Here is a 20,592-nt window from a genome sequence, read left to right as displayed (position 1 = left end):
GTTATGAGACACTGGCAAGCATGTCACCGAAACCCGCTGCCGCCGAGGTCAAGGCCAAGCTGATCGAGGCGGCGATCCGGCTGCTCGAACACGGCGGCCCGGAGGCACTCCAGGCCCGCAAGCTGGCGGCCGAAATCGGCGCGTCGACCATGGCCGTGTACACCCACTTCGGCGGGATGGGCGCCCTGGTCGACGAGGTCGCGCGCGAGGGATTCCGGCGGCTGTCGGCGAATCTCGGCGAGGTCGAGGAGACCGAGGACCCGGCGGCCGACATCCTCACCCTGGCGCTGGCGTACCGGCGGACCGTGGTGGACAACCCGCAGCTCTACGCGGTCACCTTCGGCCAGAGCCAGCCCAGCGGGCAGAAGGCGGCACTGGGCGACATGACCAACGAGGAGACCCGCCAGAACGCGAGCGCGGAAGGCCTCGAAGCGTTCGGCTATCTCGTCCGCGGCGCGAAGCGGGTGATCGAGGCGGGCCGGTTCCGTCCCGCCTCGGAGTTCGCCGTCGCCGCCCAGCTCTGGAGCGCCGTGCACGGCTACATCACGCTGGAGGTCGCCGGCCACTTCGGCGACGGCCGGAATGGCGTGGACCACATCCTGATTCCCCTGGCCACCGCGCTCGGAGTGGGTCTCGGAGACACTTTCGAGGCCGCGACGCGGTCCGCGCAGGTCTCGATCGAAGCCTGGCGCGCGAAAGAGGGAAACATCGGCACCTGATCCGGCGATACCCCGGTCACAGGTCGGTGAACCGTGCAACCTTCCCGCGAGAACGCACGTCTGACCTGGTAGAAGATCAACGGGGGAACGGGGACGGGTGAACGAGGACGACCAGGGGCACGCGACGCTGCCGGGGGTGCATGGCGCCCGCCGCTGGCTGAGCCGTCGTTCCGTGCTGATCGCCGGGGCGTCGGGTCTCGGTGTCGCGGGGCTCGCCGCCGGAACGGCCACCGGGGCCCTGCCGTTCAGTGAAGCGCTTCAGCGGGCACTCGGCGTCGCGTCGCCGACCCCCGCCACCCAGCTCGGCAGCCCCCGCGTCGAACGCGTGTACTCCGAAGCCCGCGGCCGCGAGGTCGACCTCGTGCTCATGCTGCCGACCAAGGCACCGCCCAAGGGCCTGCCGATGTCGCTGATGCTGCACGGCCTCCACGGCACCGCGCGGCACGCCGCCCCGACGGGGCTGCTCAAGCAACTCGGCAGCGACGTCGCCCGCAAGGCGGTCCCCCCGTTCGGGTTCGTCGCGGTCGACGGCGGCGACCACTACTGGCACGAGAACCAGCCCGGCGACAACCCGATGGCGATGCTGCTGGAAGAGGTCCCCCGCTGGCTCGCCGCCCGCGGCCTCGGCGGCCGGGACGGTCTGCCGTTCGCCGCCACCGGGCTTTCGATGGGCGGCTTCGGCGCGCTGCTCTACACCCGGCGCCGTCTGGAACGCCGACGTCCGCCCGCCGCGGTCGCGGCGCTCGCGCCGGCCCTGATCACATCGTGGACCGAGATGAGCAAGCGGCGCGCGTTCCGCGACGCCGCCGACTGGGGTTCGCTGGACCCGTTGCGCCACATCGACGTCACCAAGAGCGTGCCGACCGGGATCTGGTGCGGCACCGAGGATCCCTTCATCGGCGGGGTGCGGAAGTTCATCTCCGAAGCACGGCCGACGGTCGCGCACACCGCGCGTGGCAAGCACGGCGACGCCTTCAACCGCACCGTCGTCCCGAGCCTGGTCGCGTTCCTCGGCAAGCACGTGCCGAAGAACGCCTAGGCCGGGTCAGACGCGGAAGTAGATCCTCGTCACGGTCGATCCCGGTCTGAGGTACTGCCGGACGAGATCGGCGACCTGGTTCACCAGCACCAGCCCACGTCCGCCGATCTGCCCCGGCGAAGCGGGTCTGCGGCCCGCCAGCGGATCGCTCAGCGTGCCTTCGTCGACGACCTCGCAGAGCACGTGCTCCTCGTCGCGCCAGACGCGGACGATCCCGTGTCCCGAACCGTGCAGCACGCTGTTGGCGGACAGTTCCGCCACCGCCAGGACGAGGTCCTCCACCCGGTCCGCGGCGAGCCCGCACTCCTCGGCTCTCTCCTGCGCGAAGTGGCGCACTGCGGACAGCCTGGCGATGTCGAACCGGAACGTCTCGGCCTCCCGCGGTTCAGGCAGCGGCAGGTTGTACTTCTCGACGATCGTGTCGGGGGCGTAGCCCTCGCTCGGCCGATCTCCGTCCGCGCCGGAGAGGGTCGGATGGGTCCGTTCGACGTCGGCGAGGACGTCGTCTTCGAGCCGGGTCCGGTCGTACGGGCACAGCATGCTGAGGTCGCGGTCGCCGAACGCGAAATTGATCAGCGCCTCGTGCTGCGCGCACGCCGGGTACTCCAGGGCCGAACGTCCCGCCCAGATCGGTTCGCCGACGATCCGGACCGGACCCGGCCGGTTGTCCGCGAACGCGAGGAGCACGCCGGGGAGGATGCGGCCCGGATTGCGGCCGGCTTCGGTCATGTCGATGAGTTCGACGTCGGCCGCGGAATCGCCCAAAGCCGCCTCGATCAGCGTCAGATTCCGGCCGGGGACGGCCACCGCGACGGGTTCGTCGAGCTTCAACCCTTCGAGAATGTACGGAACAGTACCGCTCAGATACTCGGCGTCACCGGAGTAGAGCAGTCCCACATGGGAGAAAGGGCCCGTGGTGACCGTCACGGACTCGTCTTACCCCGTTGAGGCGATCCTGAAACCCCACTAACGGCGGGAAACCCGAAAACCTGGGGTAAGGCTGTTCAGCCGAGCCAGCGTCCCGCCATCGAGATCAGCCAGAATCCGGCGAGCGTCGCACCGGTGAACAGCCCGGTCCAGACGACGAGCGCGTGGTTCGCCTCCGCGTCGCGCGCCGCCTTGATCCGGACGAGCGCGTACGCCGAGCCGGCGAACAACGGCAGCGGGATCAGCGGCAGCGGCGACAACCGGACGACGCCGGCGATCAGGCAGGTCGCCACCAGGACGCCCAGCGCGATCGTCAGCGCGCGCGGGATCCACGGGTGCCCGCGATAGGCCCCGACGACGATGCGTTCGGTGAGTTCGACGAGTCCCCTGACCTCGCGTGGACTCGCGGCTGCCAGCTCGGAAGCCTCGTTCTCGTCCTTCGTGGGAGTCAGCGGCACCATCGCATCCTATCTCGGTCCGGTGACCGGCCGGACCGGGCCGGAGAAACCGATGCCCCGGCCGGAAGGATCCGGCCGGGGCATCGGTGACGAAGATCGCCGCTCAGGCGGACTTCTCGCCGCGCTCGCTGCTGCGACGGCGTGACGGCTGACGCGCCACGATCGTCGGGTTCACGTTCTCGCGGACCGTCTGCTCGGTGATGACGACCTTCGCGACGTCGTCGCGGCTGGGGATGTCGTACATGACCGGCTGCAGGACCTCTTCCATGATCGCGCGCAGGCCCCGGGCGCCGGTGCCGCGGAGCACGGCCTGGTCGGCGATGGCCTCGAGCGCGGTCTTGGTGAACTCCAGCTCGACGTTGTCCATCTCGAAGAGCTTCTTGTACTGCTTCACCAGCGCGTTGCGCGGCGTGGTCAGGATGCTGACCAGCGAGTCCTTGTCCAGGTGGGTCACCGTCGCCACGACCGGGAGGCGGCCGATGAACTCCGGGATGAGCCCGAACTTGATCAGGTCCTCCGGCATGGTGTCGGAGAAGATGTCGCTCTCGTCGATCTCGGCCTTCGTGCGGATCTCCGCGCCGAAACCGAGGCCGCGCTTGCCGACCCGCTCGTTGATGATCTTCTCCAGTCCGGCGAACGCGCCGGCCACGATGAACAGCACGTTCGTCGTGTCGATCTGGATGAACTCCTGGTGCGGGTGCTTGCGGCCGCCCTGCGGCGGCACCGAAGCGGTGGTGCCTTCGAGGATCTTCAGCAGCGCCTGCTGCACGCCCTCGCCGGACACGTCGCGGGTGATCGACGGGTTCTCCGACTTCCGGGCGATCTTGTCGACCTCGTCGATGTAGATGATGCCCGTCTCGGCCCGCTTGACGTCGTAATCCGCCGCCTGGATCAGCTTGAGCAGGATGTTCTCGACGTCCTCGCCGACATATCCGGCTTCGGTGAGCGCCGTCGCGTCCGCGATCGCGAACGGGACGTTCAGCATCTTCGCCAGCGTCTGGGCCAGGTAGGTCTTGCCGCAGCCCGTCGGCCCGAGCATCAGGATGTTGGACTTCGCCAGTTCGACGGTCTCGTCCTTGGAATCCTTCGGCCCGGCCTTGTCGTCGGACTGCACACGCTTGTAGTGGTTGTACACCGCCACGGCCAGCGAACGCTTCGCGTCGTCCTGGCCGATGATGTACTGCTCGAGGAACTCGTGGATCTCGGCGGGTTTGGGCAGCTCGTCGAGCTTGACCTCACCGGCCTCGGCCAGTTCCTCTTCGATGATCTCGTTGCAGAGATCGATGCACTCATCGCAGATGTAGACCCCGGGGCCGGCAATGAGCTTCTTCACCTGCTTCTGGCTCTTGCCGCAGAAAGAACATTTCAGCAGGTCGCCGCCGTCACCGATCCGTGCCATGGCCGTTGACCTCGTCCCCTCCGGCGCTTTCCTTCGCGCCTGCACTGTCGTGCTGACTGTCGTACCCCGGTCACGGATGACCTCTCGGAGCCTCACACACTGCCACTGACGGTACCCGTCCGATGCCGTCGGCGGGAGAACCAACGTCACATCTGAGCACGCCAGAAGCTGACCTTAGACCAGGGATCCGGTGCGTGTCGTCTCCCGACACGCACCGGTCCCCTCCCGCGATCAGCTGCTCGAAGCCTTGCGGTACTCGAGGACCTCGTCGACGATCCCGTACGCCTTGGCCTCGTCGGCCGTCAGGATCTTGTCGCGCTCGATGTCCTTCTTGACCTCGTCGGCGTCCTTGTTCGTGTGCTTCGCCAGGATGACCTCCATCTGGCGCCGCACCCGCTGGATCTCGTTGGCCTGGATCTCCAGGTCCGACACCTGGCCGTAGGTGCCCTCGGTGGCGGGCTGGTGGATCAGCACGCGCGAGTTCGGCAGCGTGAACCGCTTGCCGGGGGTACCGGCCGCCAGGAGCACCGCGGCGGCCGAGGCGGCCTGGCCGATGCACATGGTGACGATGTCGGGGCGGACGTACTGCATCGTGTCGTAGATCGCCATCAGCGCGGTGAACGAGCCACCGGGCGAGTTGATCAGGATCATGATGTCGCGGTCCGGGTCCTCGTGCTCGAGGTGCAGCAGCTGGACCATCACGTCGTTGGCCGACGCGTCGTCGATCTGCACGCCGAGCATGATCTGACGCTCTTCGTACAGCTTGTTGTACGGGTTCGATTCCTTGATGCCGTAGCTCGTGCGCTCGACGTACGAGGGCAGGACGTACCGCGACTGCGGCAGCTGGAGCCGCGACTGCATCCCCGGCGCCTGCGACCCGATCGGAAGCTGGAAGTCGTTCATTGAAATTCTCCTGTGTGCTGGCGCGGATCAGCTGTTGGGAAGCGGGTTCTCGCGCGTGAGGACCTGGTCCACGAAGCCGTAGTCCTTCGCCTCCTGCGCGGTGAACCAGCGGTCGCGGTCACCGTCCTTGACGATCTGCTCGACCGTCTGACCGGTCTGCTCGGCGGTGATCCGGGCCAGTTCCTGCTTCCACTTGCCGAACACCTCGGCCTGGATGGCGATGTCGGAGGCCGTGCCGCCGACGCCCGCCGAGGGCTGGTGCATGAGGATGCGCGCGTGCTGCAGCGCGTACCGCTTGCCGGGCGTGCCGGACGAGAGCAGGAACTGCCCCATCGACGCGGCCAGGCCCATCGCGTAGGTCGCGACGTCCGGGCGGATCAGCTGCATGGTGTCGTAGATCGCGAAACCCGCGGTGACCGAACCACCGGGCGAGTTGATGTAGAAGCGGATGTCCGACTCGGAGTCGTCTGCGTCGAGCAGCAACAACTGGGCGGTGATCCGGTTCGCGACCTCGTCGTTGACCTCGGAGCCGAGGACGACGATGCGCTCCTGGAGCAACCGCTCGAAGACCGAGTCGGTGAGGTTGAGCCCCGCGGTTCCGGTCCGCGCCTCGGGCATGTGCTGCGTCACGTCTGCCTGCCTTTTCGCCGACGGCGGCCAGCCGTGCCTCGGCCGCCGCTGTATGTCCAGATGCTGTGTCCAGGTGCTGAGGATCTTGCAACCGACCCTAACGAACTTGGGCGGTGCAGAATGCCTGACACCGCCCAAGTTCGCTTACAGCTTTACGGTCCGTTTCGAGAAGGACCGCGTATTCCCTACTCGGCCGCAGTCTTCGCGGTCTCCTCGGTGACCTGCGTCTCCTCGGCTGCGGGGCCGAAGAGCTCTTCGAGGTCGACCGCGGTGCCGGAGGCGTCGGTCACGGTGGTCTTGCGGACCACCGAGGCCAGGGCCTTGCCACGACGGACGTCGGCGTAGATCGCGGTCAGCTGACCGGACTGCTGCGCCCGCTGGACGTACTCGTCCGGGCTGACGCCGAAGCGCTGCGCCTGGTAGATGATCCGCTCGGTGAGCTCGCCGTCGTTGACCGAGGTCTGCTCGGCGTCGGCGATGCTGTCCAGCAGCAGCTGCGTGCGGACCGCCTTCTCCGACTCCTCGCGCACCTCGGTGTCGAACTCTTCGAGGGTGCGGCCTTCGGCTTCGAGCGCCTTGGCGAACTGCGCCTCGTCGTGGTCGAACGGGTGGATCGCGTCGTGCTTGCGGTTCTCGATCTCGGCTTCGAGGACCTTCTCCGGGATCGCGACCTCGGTGCGCTCGAGGAGCTCCTCGAGGACCTTGTCGCGGGCCTGGACGCCCTGCTGCATCTTCTTGACGCGGCCGAGGCGCTCGCGAAGGTCGCCCTTCAGCTCGTCGATCGTGTCGAACTCGCTCGCCATCTGGGCGAACTCGTCGTCCGCCTCGGGCAGCTCGCGCTGCTTGATGGTCTGCACGGTGACGGTGACGTCGGCGTCCTTGCCGGTGTGCTCGCCGGCGACCAGCTTCGTGGTGAAGGTCTTGGTCTCGCCCGCGTTCGCGCCGATGATCGCCTCGTCGATACCGTCGACGAGCTGGCCGGAGCCGATCTCGTAGGACAGGCCGGTGGTCGAGGCCTCCTCGACCTCCTGGCCGTCGACGGTGGCCGCGAGGTCGATCGAGACGAAGTCGCCGTTCTCGGCGGCGCGCTCGACACCGGTCAGGGTGCCGAAGCGGGCGCGCAGCTCGTCGAGCTGCTCGTCGACCTCGGCGTCGGTCAGTTCGACGTCGTCGACGCTGACCGCGAAGCCTTCGAGGTCGGGCAGCGAGATCTCCGGGCGGATGTCGACTTCGGCGGTGAACTCGAGGACCTCACGGTCCTCCAGCTTGGTCACCTCGAACTCGGGCTGGCCCAGCGTGCGGACCTCGCCCGCGCGCACGGCTTCCATGTACTTGGCCGGAATGACCTCGTTGACGACCTCGTCGAGCACCGGGGCTCGCCCGATCCGGCTTTCCAGCACGCGAGCCGGCGCCTTGCCCGGACGGAAGCCGGGGATGCGCACCTGCTGGGCGATCTTGCGGTAGGCGCGGTCGAAGTTCGGCTTGAGCTCGTCGAACGGCACCTCGACATTGATCTTGACTCGCGTCGGGCTGAGCTGCTCGACGGTGCTCTTCAACGTATTCTCCTCGAGCGGTAAACGATGTGATTGAGCATCCGCGTGCGGTCGGCAGCGGATGCGCCCTGGCCAGCCTGCAGACCGGGCCGTCCGAGTCTAGGCCGTGCGCCTCGTGGGTCCGGGCCCGGGGCCATCAGGTCGCCCGCCCCGGCCCATCACAGCTTTCGAGAGCTGTCCGAGTAACCGGACCCGGACCACCCGATCGGACCAGTTTTCGGTTCTTCTCTGTTACGAAGCGGCCCTTTCCTGGACACGGATGCGCGCCGCACCGCACCATCGGGCGCCGTGACGAGGCGTTTCAGCAGCCAGATGAAGTTTACAAACCAGTACTAGTTGTCTACGGTGTGACAGCTTGTCCCGGTATGCATCGACCGAGGGGAACGATCGATGACCGTCGCCGTAACCCGGTCCGAGGGCACGGGGGAGACACCCGAGAGAAGACTGAGACGCGGAGTGCCCAACCCGCGGATCCCGCTGCCGGTGGTCTCGGTGCCGACGGTGTTGCTGTTCACCGGCGGCCTCATGGTCTGGACCGGCGCCACCTGGCTGGTGGTCAACGACGCCGCGCCGCTCTGGGTGACCATTCCCCTGCACGCGCTCGTCACCTTCACGATGTTCACCGTGCTGCACGAGTCGACGCATCACGCGGCCGGGCAGCTCACCTGGGTCAACGAACTGCTCGGCAGGCTGGCGATGCCGTTCGTGGCAGGCTACGGCTCCTTTCCCCTGGTGCGCTACATCCATCTGGAGCACCACCGCAACACCAACGAGGACGCCCACACCGATCCCGACGCGTGGACCGCGCACGGTCCCTGGTGGCAGTTGCCGCTGCGCTGGCTGACCATCGACTTCTGGTACGCCCGCTTCTACGTGGCACGGCAGCGCACGCGTCCGCGTGCGGAGCGGATCGAGACCGCGGCGGTCGTCGCGCTGAGCTTCGCCGCGTTCGCCTGGCTGGCCGTGTCCGGCCACGGCTGGGAACTGCTGGTGGCGTACCTGATCCCGCAGCGCGTCGGGCTGGCCGTGCTGGCCTGGTGGTTCGACTGGCTCCCGCATCACGACCTCGGCGAGCAGCGGCAGAACCGGTTCGGCGCCACCCGGGTCCGCGTCGGGCTCGAATGGCTGATGACACCGATCATGCTGTGCCAGAACTACCACCTGGTGCACCATCTCCACCCGGCGATCCCGTTCTACCGGTACCTGCGCGCGTGGCGGGACAACCGCGACGCCTACCTCGCCAGGGACGTCCCGATCGCGACCGCGTGGGGCCGCGAACTGACGTCGTCGGAGTACCGCGAATGGCGTCAGCTCACCGGGTCGTTCGACGAAGAGCCGCCCGCTCCGCAGCCCCGGCCGCCGGGCCGGTTCCACTCGCTGCGGGTCTCCGAAATCCGGCCGCTGTGCGAAGGCGCCGTCACGGTGAAGTTCGACGTGCCGGAACGGCTGCGGGAGACCTTTCGGTTCACGCCCGGCCAGCATCTCGTCATCCGCGCCGAGGTGGACGGTGAAGAGGTGCGGCGCGCCTACTCGATCTGCTCCACACCGGAATCCGGAGAGCTGCGGATCGCGATCAAGCACCAGCTCGGCGGCGTGTTCTCGACGTTCGCCACCCGGGAGCTCGAGGCGGGCGACATACTGGAAGTGCTGCCCCCTGACGGAGTGTTCACGCTGACCCCGGCGCAGGGCCGCTCCGGGCGTTATGTGGCGCTCGCCGCCGGGAGTGGGATCACGCCGATCCTGTCGATCCTGACCTCGACGTTGCGGAACGAGCCCACCAGCAAGGCGACCTTGCTGTACATCAACACCTCCGGCGCCAGCACGATGTTCGCCGCCGAACTCAGCATGCTCGCCACACAGCTGGGCGGACGGCTGCACGTCGTGCACTACCGCACCGACGAACGCGACCCGGACCTGCGCACGCAGCGGCTGGAGAAGCCGTTCGACATCGTCGGCGAGGCGCTGGCCATCTCGCACGAGCGCTACCAGCGCGGCCGTCTCGACAGCACCAGGCTCCGGGCGCTGCTGCAGGCGCGGCTGCACCCGGCGAAGGTGGACGACTGGTTCCTGTGCGGCCCGCGCGACCTCGTCGACATGGCGCGCCGGACCTTGGCGGACCGGGACGTCCCCGAGGAGAACGTCCACTTCGAACTGTTCCAGGGCGCGCTGCCCGTCCGGCCCTCGCGGCGACCGGGCCCGGCGCTGACCGTGACCGCGGGCGGGAAGACCGCCGAGATCCCCGCGACGGAAGGCGAAACCGTCCTCAGCGCCGCGCTGCGGCACGGCGTCGACGCGCCGTACGCGTGTGTCGGCGGGGCTTGCGGGACGTGCCGGGCGACCGTGGTGCGGGGCAGCGCGCTGATGGACGTGCACTACGCGCTCGGGGACGAGGAGGTCGCGGCGGGGCGGATCCTGACCTGCCGGGCGGTGGCCGCTTCGGCCGAGCTGACAGTGGACTACGACCGCTGAAGTCGCTCTTCGCGTTTGGTCACCTGTGCTGTACATGAAGGCCCCCTTCCTTGCGCCTGGCGCAAGGAAGGGGGCCTTCATGTACTTGGGAAGGTGTGAAGGTCGAGTTTCCTCGGCTGAGCCGAGGGAAGGGGTCCTTCACGCGCGCCTCCTGTGACCGCTGGTGCACGCGGGGCGAAGGCGGCGGTCGCGATTCCGTGAAGGCCTCCTTGAGGGACCCTGGGTCCCTCAAGGAGGCCTTCACGGACCGGACCTGCCGACCCGACCAAGGCCAGACCCAGCGGGTACCTGAGACACACTTGGCTCTAGCCCGAATCGCCACTCACGAGGCCGCGTGGGTCAAGAGAACGCTATGAACGGTCCTTTCCTTGCAAATTTTGCAAGGAAAGGACCGTTCATAGCGCGCGGCGCACCGGTCACTGGCCCGGCGGCGTCCCTCCGGAACCACCGTCCTGCGGCGGCCCCTGGTCCTCCCCCGTCGACTCCCGCACCGACTGCGCGGTCGCGGTCGTGCCGGATGTCGTGGCGACGACGGTGACCGTGTCCCCGGTCGCGACGCCGTTCACCACCGACGAGTCGATCGTGTAGACCTTGCTGTAGCCGTCGTCGCTCACCGCGGTCAGCGACGTCGCGCTCAGTTCGGTCACCTTCCCGGTCTGCGTGAGCTGCGTGGTGTAGCCGCCGTTGCCGTCCGAGACGACGTACTCGCCGTGCAGGGCACGGGAACCGCCGGGGCCGCCCATGCCCGCTCCGCCACCCGGCGCGCCGCCAGGAGCAGCGGACGCGGTATCGGCCGACGAGCCGGCGGCCCAGATCGCGGCGCCACCGCCAACGGCGAGGACCGCGGCGGCCGCGCCCGCGACGACGGCCTTGCGCTTGCCACCGCGCGTAGACGGCGAAGGCGAGGGAGCGGGCGCACCCCAGTCCGAAGTGGACGAAGGGGCGGGAGTGGACGGAGTGGTTTCGTTCATGGTCTTCGACTCCTGTGGTCTCGTCGTTGACTCCACCGTCCGCATCGCGGCTGTGCCCGGCCTGTGCCCGCCGTCAGACCTTTCTGTGACACGCGCGAACCCACGCGCACAGCGGGCTCACAGGCGGGACACAACGCGTACATACGACCTCGGCGCACGCTCGTGTCCATGGCAACCGGTTCGGTCCCGACCACCGGCCCGCGCCGGTGGTCCCGGCCCGGGCGGCTTTCCCTGCGCGCCAAACTGACCGGTTCGATGGTGCTGTTGCTCACCTTCGTCTGCCTGGTGATCGGTGTCGCCAGCGAGATCGCGCTGCGGTCGTTCCTCACCGGCCAGATCGACGACCAGCTCTCGGCCGCGTCGGCCCGCGCCAACGACTTCGCGAACCGGCCGCCGGAGGACGGTCGCGGGCCCAATCCGCTCAACGCGCCGGGGCAGGCCTCCGGGACGCTCAGCGTGCGCTACTCCGGCGACCGGGTGCTCTACGCGGGAGTCCTTACCGTGCAAGGACTTCCCCAAGGCCTGTCGGCCGAGCAGGAGGCCGGGCTGTTCTCGATCCCGGCGGACCGGCCGCCGATGACGATGACGCTCGGCGGTCTCGGCGACTACCGCGTTCAGGCCGTCTCGATCCCCGGCGGCGTGGTCGTCACCGGCCTCCCGCTCGGCGCGATGCAGGACACCCTGGCCACGGTCGGGTGGATCCTGTTCGGGGTCGCGGCGGCGGGCGTCACCGGCGCCGGGTTCCTCGGCGCGTTCGCGGTCCGGCGCACGCTGCGGCCGCTCGACCGGGTCGCGGCGACGGCGGGCCGGGTGTCGGCGATGCGGCTCGACCGCGGCCAGGTCGCGCTTTCCGTGCGGGTGCCCGAGATCGACACCGATCCGCGCACCGAGGTCGGCCAGGTCGGTTCGGCGCTGAACCTCATGCTCGGGCATATCGCGCAGGCGCTGGAAGCCCGGCACGCCAGTGAGACCCGCGTCCGCCGGTTCGTCGCGGACGCGAGCCACGAACTCCGCACCCCGCTCGCGGCGATCCGCGGGTACGCCGAACTCGCCGGCCGCGGCAGCGCGCTGGTCCCGCCCGAGGTCGCGCATTCGATGTCGCGGATCCAGTCCGAGGCGGCCCGGATGACCACGCTGGTGGAGGACCTCCTCCTGCTGGCGAGGCTCGACGCCGGACGGCCGCTCGAAGCGGGCCAGGTCGATCTCGCCCGGCTGGCCGCGGACGCCGTCGGCGACGCGCACGTCGCCGGTCCGGACCACCACTGGGAACTCCGTCTCCCCAACGAACCCGTCCTCGTCAGCGGCGACGTCCAGCGTCTGCACCAGGCGCTGGCGAACCTGCTGTCCAACGCGCGGACGCACACCCCGCCGGGCACCACGGTCGTCACCGCGCTGAGCCGTTCCCACACCGGGGCGGCGGTGCTGACCGTCACCGACGACGGACCCGGGATCGCGCCCGAACTCCTGCCGAACGTGTTCGAACGCTTCGCCCGTGGCGACTCCTCCCGCTCACGGGCGGCGGGCAGCACCGGGCTCGGGATGGCCATCACGTCGGCCATCGTCGTGGCCCATCACGGCTCGATCGAGGTGCACAGCCGTCCCGGGCACACCGAGTTCGCCGTCCAGCTGCCGGTGATCGGATCCTCACAGCGGGTGCACAGGTTCGGCACAACCCCACCCCAGGTCGGCATCCGACCCTGAGGCCATGACCCTCCTCGCCTCCCGCGACGAAGCCGATCAAGCCGCTCCCCCCGCCCGAGGCAGGCCCGCCGGCCCGCGCTGGGCCCGGCCTTCCCTGGCCGCGCTCCTGGTCGCGACCGCCGTCCTCTATCTGTGGAACCTCGGGGAATCCGGCTGGGCCAACGCCTTCTACTCGGCGGCCGCGCAAGCCGGATCGCTGAGCTGGAAGGCGTTGTTCTTCGGCTCCAGCGACGCCGCGAACGCGATCACGGTCGACAAGACACCGGCGGCGCTGTGGGTGATGAGCCTTTCCGCGCGCCTGTTCGGCGTCAACGCCTGGAGCGTCCTGGTCCCGCAGGCGCTGATGGGCGTCGGCTCGGTGGCGCTGCTGTACGCGGCGGTGCGCCGCACTTCCGGCCCGGCCGCGGGTCTGCTGGCGGGCGCCGTCCTCGCGCTCACCCCGGCCGCCGCGCTGATGTTCCGGTTCAACAATCCCGACGCGCTGCTCGTCCTGCTCCTGGTCGCGGGCGCCTACTGCGTCGTCCGCGCGCTGGAGAACGCGAGTCCGCGCTGGCTGGCGCTGGCCGGGGTCGCCGTCGGATTCGGGTTCCTCGCCAAGATGCTGCAGGCGTTCCTGGTGCTGCCCGCGTTCGCGCTCGCCTACCTGATCGCCGCACCGGCCTCGCTGGGCAAACGTCTGCTGCATCTGTCCGCGGCTTTGGGCGCGACCCTCGTCTCCGCCGGCTGGTATCTCGCCGTGGTCGCGTTGTGGCCCGCCGCCGACCGGCCGTACATCGGCGGTTCGCAGGAGAACAGCCTGTGGGAACTCGTCTTCGGCTACAACGGTTTCGGCCGCATCACCGGCAACGAGGTCGGCAGTGTCGGCGGGGGCGGGAACGGCGGCTGGGGCGGCACCGGCTGGGACCGGTTGTTCGGCAGCGAGATGGCGGGCGGGATCGCCTGGCTGCTCCCCGCCGCCGTGATCGCGCTCGGCGCCGGGCTGTGGTTCACCCGCCGCGCCCCGCGCACCGACCGCGGCCGCGCGGCCTTGATCGTGTGGGGCGGCTGGTTCCTGGTGACCGCCGTGGTGTTCAGCTACATGGGCGGCATCATCCACGCCTACTACATGATCGCGCTCGGTCCCGCGATCGCCGGGCTCGTCGGCATCGCGGGCCCGCAGTTGTGGCGCGCCCGGGGGAATCCGGCCGCCGCGGGCACGTTGAGCACCGGGATCGCGTTGACCGCGCTGACGGCGTATCTCTTGCTGTCGCGGCAATCCGACTGGCTTCCCGGACTCGCGATCGCGATCCTCGTCGCCGGACTGCTGTGCGCTTCCCTGGTCTTCTTCGCCTCGCGATTACCTGACGCGGCAAGGCGTCTGGTCGCTGTCGGCGCCCTGGTGACCGTGCTCGCGGGCACCAGCGCGTACACGGTCGCGACCGCGGCCACCCCGCACTCAGGTGCTTTGCCCTCGGCGGGCCCGGACACCGGACGCGGTATGGGTCCCGGTGGTGGCGGGATCGTGCTCGGCGGACAAGGCGGTCGCGGCGGAGGCCTGCTCGGGACGAGCCTGCCCGGCGAAGACCTGGTCGCATTGCTTCAGAAGGACAGCGAGAAGTACACCTGGGCGGCGGCGACCGTCGGCTCCAACAACGCGGCGGGCTACCAGCTCGGCAGCGGGAACCCGGTGATGGCCGTCGGCGGTTTCAACGGAACAGATCCCGCTCCCACCCTGGAACAGTTCCAGGAATACGTCCGAAATGGACAGATCCACTACTTCCTCGGCGAAGGCATGATGATGCGCGGGGAGACCGGCAGCGACGCCGCCGAGCGGATCGCCGACTGGGTCGGCCAGACCTACACACCGACCACTGTGGACGGTGTCACCGTCTTCGACCTGAGCCGGTGAACCCGTGACAGGACACAGCGACAGCACAGCTCGGACACAAGCCGACCTCAGCGCGGTGGCCGAAATTGAGGACATGACAGCCGCGATCCTCTCCGGCGCCGAAACCGGCCGCCGCCCCGCCATCGCCCCGACCGGCTCCCCCGTCCTCGACGTCGTCATCCCGGTCTACAACGAGGAAACCGACCTCGAACCGTGCATCCGACGGCTGCACGCGCACCTCGTGGAGCAGTTCCCGTACCCGTTCCGGATCACCGTCGCGGACAACGCCAGCACCGACGGGACGCTGTGCGTCGCGGAACGGTTGAGCCGCGAGTTCGACGACGTCGAAGTCCACCACCTCGACGAGAAAGGCCGCGGCCGCGCGCTGCGCGCCGTCTGGTCCACTTCGGACGCTCCGGTGCTGGCGTACATGGACGTCGACCTCTCGACCGATCTGGCCGCGCTCGGGCCGCTCGTCGCGCCACTGCTGTCCGGGCACTCCGACCTCGCCATCGGCAGCAGGCTCGCCCGCGGCGCGCGGGTGGTGCGCGGACCGAAGCGGGAGTTCATTTCCCGGTGCTACAACCTGATCCTGCGCGGCACGCTGGCGGCGAGGTTCACCGACGCGCAGTGCGGGTTCAAGGCGATCCGCGCCGACGTCGCCGAGCGGCTGCTCCCCCACATCCACGACACCGGCTGGTTCTTCGACACCGAATTGCTGGTGCTGGCACAGAAAGCCGGGCTGCGGATCCACGAGGTCCCGGTGGACTGGATCGACGACCCGGACTCGTCGGTCAACCTCGTCGCCACCGCGACCGCCGACCTCAGAGGCATCGCGCGGCTGACCAAGGCGACGCTGACCGGCCGGATCCCGATCAGCGGCCTGCGCGAGCAGCTCGGCCGCGCGCCGATCCAGGTCCAGGCACCGGGAGTGGCGCCGAGCCTGGTGCGGCAGCTCGTGCGGTTCGCCGCCGTCGGCGTCGCCAGCACCATCGCCTATCTCGTGCTGTTCCTGCTGCTGCGGACGTTCACCGGCGCCCAGGTGGCGAACCTGGTCGCGCTGCTGGTGACCGCCATCGGCAACACCGCGCTCAACCGGCGCCTGACCTTCGGCATCCGCGGCCGGGAGGGCGCCGGGCTGCACCAGTTCCAAGGACTCATCGTGTTCGGCCTCGGGCTCGCGCTCACCAGCGGCGCCCTGGCGCTGCTGCACACGATGACCGCGCCGGGACTGCCACTCGAGATCACCGCGCTCGTGCTCGCGAACCTCGCGGCCACCGTCCTGCGCTTCCTGTTGCTGCGCGGCTGGGTCTTCCGCCGCCGGCCCGCCACCGAGATGGAGAGCTGACCTCATGACCACCGCACTCGCTTCCCGGGTGGAATCCGGCCCCGTCGAGGAAGATGTCGCGAAGCCGCCGGACCGTTGGGTCCGTCCCGCGGTCTTCGGCCTGCTCGCCGCCACCGCGCTGCTGTACTTCTGGAACTTGACCGCCTCCGGCTACGGCAACTCGTTCTACGCGGCGGCGGTGCAGTCCGGCACGCAGGACTGGAAGGCGTGGCTGTTCGGCTCACTCGACGCAGGAAACGTACTGACCGTCGACAAGCCCCCGGCCGCGCTCTGGGTCACGACGGCGTTCGCCCGGCTCTTCGGGTTCTCCAGCTTCACGGTCCTTGCCCCGCAGGCCTTGATGGGGGTCGCTTCGGTCGGTCTGCTGTACCTGACGGTGAAGCGGACCTCCGGGCCGGTCGCCGGTCTGTTCGCCGGGGCGGCGCTCGCCCTCACCCCGGTCGCCGCGCTGATGTTCAAGTTCAACAACCCCGACGCGCTGCTGACGCTGCTGCTGATCGCGGGCGCGTACTGCACGATCCGCGCGATCGAGAAGGCGAGCCCGCGCTGGCTGGCGTTCGCCGGTGCCGCCATCGGCTTCGGCTTCCTGACCAAGATGATGCAGGCGTTCCTGGTGCTGCCCGCGGTCGGGCTCGCGTACCTGATCGCCGCGCCGGCCTCACTGGGCAAACGCTTGCTGCACCTGGCCGGGGCCGTGGTGTCGGTGGTCGTTTCGGCCGGGTGGTTCATCGCGCTGGTCGATCTGTGGCCGACGGCCTCGCGTCCGTACATCGGCGGTTCGACCGACGACAGCCTGCTCGAACTGGCGCTGGGCTACAACGGTCTCGGCCGGATCTTCGGCATGGGCCGCGGCGTGATGGCCGGCGGTTCGGGCGGGGGCATGGGTGGCGCGAACGTCGGCTTCGGCGGCGAGAGCGGCCTGACCCGGATGTTCGGCGCCAGCTTCGGCGGCGAGGTGTCGTGGCTGCTGCCCGCCGCGCTGATCGGGCTGGTCGCGGGGCTGTGGTTCACCAGGCGGGCCGCCGGGACCGACCGGACCAGGGCCGCGCTGATCGTCTGGGGCGGCTGGATGCTCGTCACCGCGCTGGTGTTCAGCTACATGAGCGGCATCGTGCACCCGTACTACGCCGTCGCGCTGGCGCCGTCGATCGCCGCCGTGGTGGCGATCTCCGGAACCTCGCTGTGGCGCGGGCGGGCGCATCTCGCGCCGCGGGTGTTCCTGTCGCTGATGATCGCGGCCAGCGCGGTCTGGGCGTACATCCTGCTCGACCGGAACGCCGACTGGCTGCCCGCGCTGCGCTGGATCGTCGCCGGGCTCGGGCTGGTGATCGCGACCGTCGTGCTGGTGGGTGTCCCGCCGATGCGCAAACTGGTCGCCGTCGTCGCGACGGTCGCCGTGCTGACCGTCGGCCTCGGCACCGCCGCGTACGCCGTCGAGACCGCTTCGCAGGCGCATTCCGGCTCGATCCCGATCTCCGGTCCGGTCACCGGCGGCGAACGGGGCATGGGTGGCATGGGCGGTCCGGGGATGGAAGAGGGCGCGTCGACGGAAATCGGGGCCGCGCTCGCCGCGACCACGACGAAGTGGGCGGCGGCGACGTCGAGTTCGCAGTCGGCGGCGAGCCTGGAACTCGCGAGCGGGAAGTCGGTGATCGGCATCGGCGGCTGGAGCGGTTCGGATCCGGCGCCGACGCTGGCGGAGTTCCAGCAGTACGTGGCGAACGGCGAGATCACGTACTACGTCGAAGGCGGCCGGGGCGGTGGCCCCGGCCGCGGCTCGAACGAGATCTCCGAATGGGTCGCGGCGAACTTCACCGCCACCACCGTCGGCGACCAGACGGTGTACCGCCTGCTCTCCTGAAAATGCTTCGACAAGTGTTGGGGCGCACGGGAATCCTGGACGGCGTGAATCGGCCGTACCGCTGGGACCTCGTGCGCCCCGACCAGCTCGGGACGCTGGTCGAGCGCGCCGGAAAACCGTCGCTGTGGTTCCTGGACGAGCTGATCGAATGCGCCGCGAAGGTGATCGCCCGCGCCGGTGACGCGGATCTGTACTTCGTCGGGCGCTCGGCGGACAGCGTGCACGATCTGCTGAGCGGAACGCCGTGGCGGGACCGGATCCACCAGCTGCCGCTGTCGTTCGCGGGAATCCGCGAGGGCCTGACGGCCGCCGACGTCGCCCGGCTGCGCGCCAATCTCACCGCCGCGGGGCTGAGCCCGCACGACCTGGCGCGCGGGCGGCCGAAGGTCTTCGTCGACCTCGTCTACACAGGACGGACGTTCACGGAGCTGTACCGGCTGCTGCGTGACTGGATCGACGACGAACGCGAGGCCTGGAGCATCATCCGCGGCAGGCTCCGGTTCCTGGGGATCACCATCCGCGAGGACACGAGCCCGTCGGCGTTCCGCTGGCAGCAGCACTTCGACTGGCCCGCCGAGCTGCCCGCGAACGGCGTCCGGAACATCTCGCTCGAATGGCCGGTCTGGCATTACTTCGGTGACGTGCAGGCGAAGCTCACCGCCTCCTTCCCGCGGCCGCGCTGGTCGGACGAGAACGGCCGGGCGCCGGAACATTCGGAGAAGCGGCTGCGCGGTTTGGCCGAGGCGGTCGCGATCGTCGAGGCCGGGCGTTCGAGGGCGGCGCGGGATCTGCTGGTGCGGCATCTGCGGAACGAACCCGCGATGGCGGAGAGCTGGCTGCGGACGCTGATCACGCGCCTGCGGTAGCCGGAACTCGCGTGATCAGACCCGGATCTCGCGTGCTTGAAGGCGGAACTCGCGTGATCAGAGGCCGCACACCGAGTTCCGCCTTCAAGCACGCGAGTCACGTCTTCAAGCACGGCTGAGTGCCCCCTGACCGACAGCAGTCTTTCACCTCGCCCTCAGCCCCAGCACAGGAAACGGGCGCACTCTGGAAGCAGGGCATCACCCAGGGGTGAGGAGAAGACCATGAGGGAACTTCCACACTGGCACACGGCGAGCGCGCGGGGGCCGCGCGAGCACAACGCGGACGCCGTCGGGGCGTACGCGGCCGCGGGCGGGGCGGGAATCGTGTTCGCGCTGGCCGATGGAGTCGGAGATCACCCGAACGCGGCACACGCGGCGCGGACGGCGGCTTCGGCGGCGGCCCGGAACCCGGTCGGGCAAGGCGCTGTCGCGGCCGTTTTGGCTGCTCAGCGCGCCGTGCTCGCCTCCGGCGGGACCGGTGACTGCGTCCTCGTCGTGGCGGTCCAGACCGACGAGGGGTATGGCATCGCGTGGGTCGGGGACGCCCGGGCGTACGCTTGGGACGGTTACACCGTGCGGCAGGTGACGAAGGACCATACGCTCGCGCAGTACTTCCGCGACCACGACCAACCCGTGACACCGCGGATGGAACACGTCGTCACCACCAGCGTCCGCACGGCCGGTGCTCACGAGATCGGTACGGCGACCGTCACGACCGGAGGGCTCCTGCTCACCAGTGACGGCGTGCACAAGACGCTCAGCGGGCCCGCCATGCTCGGCATCCTCGGGATACCGGACAGGGCGGCCTCCGAGCTGGTACGGACGGCGATCTCGCTCGGTGGCTCCGACAACGCCACCGCGATCGTGGTGGATCCGCCCAGTGCGGATCTCATCACGGAAAAGTTTCGCGTCGCGGCCTGAACCGGGCGGTCAGGCCGCGACGCGATCCCGTTTCAGCTGCCGGTACTCGCGCAGCACCAGCACGACGATCACGACGTCGAGGGCGGCGAAGAACGGCAGCGCGAGCGAGTGCGTGTGGATCGCGCGGAAGATCTCGTAGACCACGAACGCCGAGAGCACCACGGCGGCCACGGGGTAGGCGCGCATCACCTTCCGCGCCAGCGCCCAGACCAGGCCGAGCTTGATGAGCCCGTGCGCGACGAGGTAGACGACGGCGAACGTCCGGCCCTCGACGAAGTGACCGGCGGCGAGTTCGAGGTGCCGGGCCAGCGTCCCCTCCGGGTCGCCGAGCAGGTCGCGAGTGACCACGGCGTGCGCGAACCCGGTGACGGCCGACGCCGGCACGATCATCAGGACGAGCCCGCCCACCAGCTGCAACGCGCCATCGAGTCCCTTCAGGGTGATGGCGATCCGGAACAGCTTCTCGGTGTTCATGGGCGCTCCCTCCGCGATCACCTCACCCTGCCGCACCGGGCCACCGCCCGCAGCCGCCGTCACCGGAACAGGCGGTCCCCGCAGGTCCGGCACCGCTCGTGCCGCGCGGTCCGGCCGGACGGGTCCCTGCCGTAGAAGGGAAAGCAGGGCGCGCCGCAGACGGCGAGGTAGACGCGCCCGCACCGCAACGGCCGCGCGCCGACGTTGTGCGCCACGACCAGTGCCTGATGGTGCTCGCCCGCTTCGGGCAGCCAGCCGTCGGCGGGCAGCTTCGCGAGCACTGCGGCGTCGACGTCTTCCGAGCGGCGGAGCAGGGCCGCGCCCAGATCGGTGAGCCGTTCCCCGAGATCACGGAGGACATCGGCGCGCGGCACGTCGTCCTCGACCATCCGGGTGACGAACGTGATGTCGGTGCTCAGGGATCCGTGGAGATCCCTGAGCCGGTCGAGCAGGCGGTGATCCATGCCTTCCCATTAAGGCGTTGCC

Annotated in this window: 18 protein-coding genes; 9 read left to right on the top strand and 9 right to left on the bottom strand. The window is 69.5% G+C overall.

The genetic code is table 11. The features are described 5' to 3' along the window. Positions 1-20 precede the first annotated feature (20 nt). Positions 21-719 carry a TetR/AcrR family transcriptional regulator gene (locus IE302_RS38270; RefSeq protein ID WP_191259344.1) on the top strand — a complete coding sequence of 233 codons (699 nt, stop codon included), beginning with the start codon at positions 21-23 and terminating at the stop codon, positions 717-719. A gap of 97 nt (positions 720-816) precedes the next feature. Further along, positions 817-1,758, top strand: a complete 942-nt coding sequence (locus IE302_RS38265; protein ID WP_191259343.1) for an alpha/beta hydrolase-fold protein — start codon at positions 817-819, stop codon at positions 1,756-1,758. Positions 1,759-1,764: 6 nt separating this feature from the next. Here the strand turns inward: IE302_RS38265 and IE302_RS38260 are convergent, their stop codons facing one another. From IE302_RS38260 to tig, 6 genes are all read right to left on the bottom strand, one after another. Beyond that, on the bottom strand, positions 1,765-2,685 hold the full coding sequence (locus IE302_RS38260; protein WP_268246797.1) for an anti-sigma factor RsbA family regulatory protein: 921 nt from the start codon (positions 2,683-2,685) through the stop codon (positions 1,765-1,767). A 77-nt stretch (positions 2,686-2,762) separates the two neighbouring features. Next, the gene (locus tag IE302_RS38255; protein ID WP_191259342.1) at positions 2,763-3,146 is read right to left on the bottom strand and encodes a hypothetical protein; all 384 of its coding nucleotides are present in this window, start codon (positions 3,144-3,146) and stop codon (positions 2,763-2,765) included. A gap of 100 nt (positions 3,147-3,246) precedes the next feature. Further along, positions 3,247-4,542 (bottom strand): ATP-dependent Clp protease ATP-binding subunit ClpX, encoded by a 1,296-nt coding sequence (gene clpX / locus IE302_RS38250; protein ID WP_016332355.1) that lies wholly within the window; start codon positions 4,540-4,542, stop codon positions 3,247-3,249. Positions 4,543-4,773: 231 nt separating this feature from the next. Next, complete coding sequence (locus IE302_RS38245; protein ID WP_184901308.1) at positions 4,774-5,445, bottom strand: ATP-dependent Clp protease proteolytic subunit; 672 nt, start codon at positions 5,443-5,445, stop codon at positions 4,774-4,776. Positions 5,446-5,472: 27 nt separating this feature from the next. Beyond that, a complete protein-coding gene (locus IE302_RS38240) occupies positions 5,473-6,075 on the bottom strand; it encodes a ClpP family protease (RefSeq protein ID WP_007034748.1) in 603 nt (200 codons plus the stop codon). Between the two features lie 185 nt (positions 6,076-6,260). Next, positions 6,261-7,631, bottom strand: coding sequence for a trigger factor (tig, locus tag IE302_RS38235; RefSeq protein WP_191259341.1), 1,371 nt, complete (start codon positions 7,629-7,631; stop codon positions 6,261-6,263). Positions 7,632-8,084: 453 nt separating this feature from the next. Between tig and IE302_RS38230 the strand changes: the two genes are divergently transcribed. Further along, positions 8,085-10,097 carry a fatty acid desaturase gene (locus tag IE302_RS38230; RefSeq protein ID WP_191259432.1) on the top strand — a complete coding sequence of 671 codons (2,013 nt, stop codon included), beginning with the start codon at positions 8,085-8,087 and terminating at the stop codon, positions 10,095-10,097. 416 nt (positions 10,098-10,513) lie between these two features. Here IE302_RS38230 and IE302_RS38225 read toward each other — a convergent pair whose 3' ends face one another. Beyond that, positions 10,514-11,068 carry a hypothetical protein gene (locus IE302_RS38225; protein ID WP_191259340.1) on the bottom strand — a complete coding sequence of 185 codons (555 nt, stop codon included), beginning with the start codon at positions 11,066-11,068 and terminating at the stop codon, positions 10,514-10,516. 168 nt (positions 11,069-11,236) lie between these two features. Here IE302_RS38225 and IE302_RS38220 point away from each other — a divergent pair, with 168 nt between their 5' ends. The 6 genes from IE302_RS38220 to IE302_RS38195 all read left to right on the top strand — a co-directional run bounded on the left by IE302_RS38220 (position 11,237) and on the right by IE302_RS38195 (position 19,632). After that, positions 11,237-12,769 (top strand): sensor histidine kinase, encoded by a 1,533-nt coding sequence (locus IE302_RS38220; RefSeq protein WP_229908226.1) that lies wholly within the window; start codon positions 11,237-11,239, stop codon positions 12,767-12,769. 4 nt (positions 12,770-12,773) lie between these two features. Beyond that, complete coding sequence (locus IE302_RS38215) at positions 12,774-14,657, top strand: ArnT family glycosyltransferase (RefSeq protein WP_191259339.1); 1,884 nt, start codon at positions 12,774-12,776, stop codon at positions 14,655-14,657. A gap of 73 nt (positions 14,658-14,730) precedes the next feature. Then, on the top strand, positions 14,731-15,984 hold the full coding sequence (locus IE302_RS38210) for a bifunctional glycosyltransferase family 2/GtrA family protein (protein ID WP_191259338.1): 1,254 nt from the start codon (positions 14,731-14,733) through the stop codon (positions 15,982-15,984). 4 nt (positions 15,985-15,988) lie between these two features. After that, positions 15,989-17,845, top strand: a complete 1,857-nt coding sequence (locus IE302_RS38205) for a glycosyltransferase family 39 protein (protein ID WP_191259337.1) — start codon at positions 15,989-15,991, stop codon at positions 17,843-17,845. 44 nt (positions 17,846-17,889) lie between these two features. Then, positions 17,890-18,711, top strand: a complete 822-nt coding sequence (locus IE302_RS38200) for a hypothetical protein (RefSeq protein WP_229908225.1) — start codon at positions 17,890-17,892, stop codon at positions 18,709-18,711. A gap of 222 nt (positions 18,712-18,933) precedes the next feature. Then, positions 18,934-19,632 (top strand): PP2C family protein-serine/threonine phosphatase, encoded by a 699-nt coding sequence (locus IE302_RS38195; RefSeq protein WP_191259335.1) that lies wholly within the window; start codon positions 18,934-18,936, stop codon positions 19,630-19,632. Between the two features lie 9 nt (positions 19,633-19,641). On the opposite strand, the gene IE302_RS38190 is transcribed toward IE302_RS38195, so the two are convergent. Beyond that, complete coding sequence (locus IE302_RS38190) at positions 19,642-20,106, bottom strand: DUF2127 domain-containing protein (RefSeq protein WP_191259334.1); 465 nt, start codon at positions 20,104-20,106, stop codon at positions 19,642-19,644. 59 nt (positions 20,107-20,165) lie between these two features. After that, positions 20,166-20,570, bottom strand: coding sequence for a hypothetical protein (locus tag IE302_RS38185; RefSeq protein WP_191259333.1), 405 nt, complete (start codon positions 20,568-20,570; stop codon positions 20,166-20,168). Positions 20,571-20,592 lie beyond the last annotated feature (22 nt).

The organism is Amycolatopsis oliviviridis (assembly GCF_014654365.1).
Lineage (GTDB): Bacteria > Actinomycetota > Actinomycetes > Mycobacteriales > Pseudonocardiaceae > Amycolatopsis > Amycolatopsis oliviviridis.
The sequence above is the reverse complement of the archived record's forward strand: the minus strand, read 5'-3'. Positions and strand labels throughout refer to the sequence as shown.

Excerpts from the sequence above, each read along its gene's own strand:
- IE302_RS38270 (WP_191259344.1), top strand. The coding sequence starts at position 21 with ATGTCACCGAAACCCGCTGCCGCCGAGGTCAAGGCCAAGCTGATCGAG.
- IE302_RS38255 (WP_191259342.1), bottom strand. The coding sequence starts at position 3,146 with ATGGTGCCGCTGACTCCCACGAAGGACGAGAACGAGGCTTCCGAGCTG.
- clpX (WP_016332355.1), bottom strand. The coding sequence starts at position 4,542 with ATGGCACGGATCGGTGACGGCGGCGACCTGCTGAAATGTTCTTTCTGC.
- IE302_RS38245 (WP_184901308.1), bottom strand. The coding sequence starts at position 5,445 with ATGAACGACTTCCAGCTTCCGATCGGGTCGCAGGCGCCGGGGATGCAG.
- IE302_RS38225 (WP_191259340.1), bottom strand. The coding sequence starts at position 11,068 with ATGAACGAAACCACTCCGTCCACTCCCGCCCCTTCGTCCACTTCGGAC.
- IE302_RS38220 (WP_229908226.1), top strand. The coding sequence starts at position 11,237 with ATGGCAACCGGTTCGGTCCCGACCACCGGCCCGCGCCGGTGGTCCCGG.
- IE302_RS38215 (WP_191259339.1), top strand. The coding sequence starts at position 12,774 with ATGACCCTCCTCGCCTCCCGCGACGAAGCCGATCAAGCCGCTCCCCCC.
- IE302_RS38210 (WP_191259338.1), top strand. The coding sequence starts at position 14,731 with ATGACAGCCGCGATCCTCTCCGGCGCCGAAACCGGCCGCCGCCCCGCC.
- IE302_RS38205 (WP_191259337.1), top strand. The coding sequence starts at position 15,989 with ATGACCACCGCACTCGCTTCCCGGGTGGAATCCGGCCCCGTCGAGGAA.
- IE302_RS38195 (WP_191259335.1), top strand. The coding sequence starts at position 18,934 with ATGAGGGAACTTCCACACTGGCACACGGCGAGCGCGCGGGGGCCGCGC.
- IE302_RS38190 (WP_191259334.1), bottom strand. The coding sequence starts at position 20,106 with ATGAACACCGAGAAGCTGTTCCGGATCGCCATCACCCTGAAGGGACTC.
- IE302_RS38185 (WP_191259333.1), bottom strand. The coding sequence starts at position 20,570 with ATGGATCACCGCCTGCTCGACCGGCTCAGGGATCTCCACGGATCCCTG.